A 2,391-nucleotide genomic window follows, 5' to 3' on the forward strand; every position below is an offset into this window, starting at 1 on the left:
GCCTTTTGCAGGGTTTCGATCGCGGGCCGGATTGCACTGCCTCTCCGGTCTGCGATGAGTGAGCTTTGAAACCCGGAAAAAGGTAACCGCTCCAAGGCAGGATATAACGGGTTCACCGGATATTTACCCGCCAGCGGAGCGCCACTGAGCTTTGTAACCGTGGGGATCGAGTTTTTCTCAGCTACTTGCTTCACCACGGAGTCAAGGTTCTCGCATTGCCTTGAGCCGGAGTTTGGCGAGTGGTTCTTCGTCACCCCTGGAGATAAAGTGCTCGTGTATGGCCCGGGCCAGCTCTCCGGAAATTCCCGGCACTTTGCTGATCTCTTCCGGGGACGCTTCACGAATCCGGGCCAGACTTCCAAAGTGTCTGAAAAGCGCCTGTTGCCGTTTTGGACCTACGCCTGAAATTCCACTCAGGCGTGAATACAGTCTCTTACCATCCCGTTTTTTTCGATGAAAATTGATCCCGAACCGGTGGGCCTCATCTCTCACCTGCTGCAGGAATAACAAGGCAGGATGATGCCGTGGCAGAATCAAGGGCTCAGGCCATCCTGGACGGAATATCTTCTCACCTTTATTTCCGGTCTCCTTGGCAAGGGCCACGAGATCAAATTTTCCGGAAAGGCCGGAGGCCTCAACCACTTCAACTGCCTGCCTGAGTTGCCCGCGGCCTCCATCTATCAGAAACAGATCCGGCAGGTCTCCCTCCTCTTTCCCTCTGGTGATTCTTCTGAGCATTACCTCCCTGATCATTGCGTAATCATCCGTACCTCTGACTCCTTTAATATTGTAGTGTCTGTATCCCTTTTTATCCGGTTGACTTTTATAAAAAGCTACCAGGCTTCCGACCGGAAACTCTCCTCCTGTTATAGAGATGTCCACGCCTTCAACCCTCTCGGGGGTGCGTTTCAGATTCAGTACATCCATTATAATATCTGCCTTTTCCTGCCATACCTCGTGCTGTCTTTCGATAGAAAGCAAGGCCTGCCCGGCATTTGTTTCAGCCATCTTAAGCAGTCTGCATTTTAAGCCCCTTACCGGCCTCTTGAGAAACACTTTCCTGCCGGCCATGTCTGACAGCCATTCCGAAATCAGGCCTGAATCTTTCAGCTCTTCCGGAAGAATTATCTCCTTTGGCACAGGACTCTCCTGATAAAATTGACGAATGAATAAGGAAAGGATTTCCCGGTCTGTCTCCTCAATAATCCTGCTCAAATGGTGTATGTCCTGACCCTGCATTATCCCGTCCCGTACCCTGAGTACGGCCAATGCTGAAATATTTCCGCTGCGAGCAAGGCCAATGATGTCCCAGTCGGCATACATATCCGCCACTATTGACTGTCTCTCAACAACTTTCTCTATTGAATGAATCCGATCCCTCAAGACTGCCGCTCTTTCGAACTCAAGCGCCTCTGAGGCCTCCTCCATCTGCGACTTCAGGACCTTAAGAAGGGAATCCGTCCTGCCCATGAGGAATAGTTTTACCTGTCTTACCAGATCACAATAATCCCTTTCCGAGATAGCCCCTATGCACGGAGCGGAACATCGTCCGATCTGATGCAGCAGGCAGGCACGAGCCCTGGCCCTCATGGATCTGTCAGGACAAGTTCTGAGCCCAAACAAAAAAGAAATTGACCTTAGGGTCTCCCTCACCGCCCCTGCAGAAGGATAGGGACCGAAATAAAGCGCTCCGTCTTTTACCCTGCGCCGAACAGCGCTCAGGCGGGGAAACGGCCTCTTTATGTCGATCTTCAGAAAAAGAAAGGCCTTGTCATCCCGGAGCACGATATTGTATTTTGGCCGGTGCTTCTTTATGAGCGAGGCTTCAAGTATAAGGGCCTCTTTTTCAGTAGCCGTGACTATAATCTCAAATGTACTGGCCCGCCTTAAGATCAAACCGGTCTTTGGCGGTGCCGAAGGTCCGGCCACAAGATATGAGGCAAGTCGCTGCCGTAAATTCCTGGCTTTCCCGACATACAGGACGGTATCCTTTATATCCCTGAAGAGATATACACCTGATTTATTAGGGACCGTCGCCAGGGAGGTGATGTTCGAGATTCCAAAACGGCCTGGCTTTGCAGCAGATGTCGTATCTTCCATTTCTCTTTACCTCTAATTTTATCTTACAACATATTATTCCTCGCCCATAATTATTCCTGATATTTGCAATAAATGTAAATATTCTTATGAATCCTTTATATCCTGCCTTGTTTCAAAGCTAATTCGTTGCCCTTACCAGAGCCAGTGCAATTTGGCCCGCGATTGAAACCCTGCAAAAGGCAAACCGCTCCTGCGGCAGGGGGCACGGATGGCAACCGTTCACTGGCAGGGGATATTTCTTTGAACAGTTTAACGGAAGCCCCCGTAGTTTTCTTGGCTTTTGCTGTGGGG

The 2,391-nt window shown here is 50.3% G+C and carries 2 protein-coding genes; both read right to left on the reverse strand.

Annotation, left to right across the window (positions count from 1 at the left end; all coding sequences use genetic code 11):
- Nucleotides 1-194 (reverse strand): hypothetical protein (locus C4B57_12125; protein PXF50468.1); only part of this gene is annotated, 194 nt, incomplete at its 3' end.
- Nucleotides 195-201: 7 nt separating this feature from the next.
- Nucleotides 202-2,100: an excinuclease ABC subunit C gene (locus tag C4B57_12130; GenBank protein PXF50469.1), complete on the reverse strand. Its 1,899-nt coding sequence runs from the start codon at nucleotides 2,098-2,100 to the stop codon at nucleotides 202-204.
- Between the last annotated feature and the right edge of the window lie 291 nt (nucleotides 2,101-2,391).

The sequence above is a fragment of the Deltaproteobacteria bacterium genome (genome assembly GCA_003194485.1).
GTDB lineage: Bacteria > Desulfobacterota > Dissulfuribacteria > Dissulfuribacterales > UBA3076 > UBA3076.

What these genes read in the sequence shown, in the direction of transcription:
- C4B57_12130 (PXF50469.1), bottom strand. Translation starts at nt 2,100, where the DNA reads ATGGAAGATACGACATCTGCTGCAAAGCCAGGCCGTTTTGGAATCTCG.